Source organism: Mycobacterium simiae, from assembly GCF_008370645.1.
GTDB lineage: Bacteria > Actinomycetota > Actinomycetes > Mycobacteriales > Mycobacteriaceae > Mycobacterium > Mycobacterium simiae_A.
In genome coordinates this window covers 1-659 of sequence record NZ_VTZN01000472.1, presented here as the reverse complement: position 1 = coordinate 659, position 659 = coordinate 1, and the positions used below count along the sequence as shown (strand labels likewise).

1 protein-coding gene is annotated in these 659 nt (G+C 63.4%); it reads right to left on the bottom strand.

Annotated elements, in window-relative coordinates; translation table 11 throughout:
* Nucleotides 1–659: MMPL family transporter (locus F0Q45_RS26485; protein WP_149656649.1), on the bottom strand; the 659-nt coding region annotated here is incomplete at both ends.

Sequence of the window (659 nt, the reverse complement as noted above, 5' to 3'; positions counted from 1 at the left end):
GGCCAGCGAACCACCACCGTGCCGACTCGCCGCCAGCCCCGAACTTTGATCAGCCGCTTGGGGTCGAACAGCCCGAACCGGCTTCCGACTGAGAGCACAGCGGGCCCCAGCGTCAGCGCCACCAAGACCGCGACCAGCATTCCCACCGAACAGGGGATGCCTAGGGTTTCGAAGTAAGGCATCCGGGTGAACTTGAGGCAGAAGGTGGCACCGGCGATCGTCAATCCGGAGCCCAGAATGACGTGGGCGGTGCCGCGATACATCGTGTAGAAGGCGGTTTCTTTGTCTTCGCCGGCCTGGCGCGCCTCTTGATAGCGTCCGAAGATGAATATTCCGTAGTCGGTGCCGGCGGCAATGGCCAGCGACGTCAGCAGGCTTACCGCGAAGGTGGACAACCCGATCGCCCCGGCATGCCCCAGCAACGCGACGACGCCTCGCGCTGCGGTCAATTCCATCCCCACCGTGAGCAGCAGCATGACCACGGTGATCACCGAGCGGTAGACCAGCAGCAACATGATGAGGATCACGACGACCGTCGTTACGGTCATCTTGATCATCGATTTGTCGCCGCTGTTGTGCATATCCGAGACCAGCGCCGCCGCCCCGGTGACGTAGGTTGTGATCCCGCGCGGTGCGGCGGTGTCCGCGACGATCTTGCG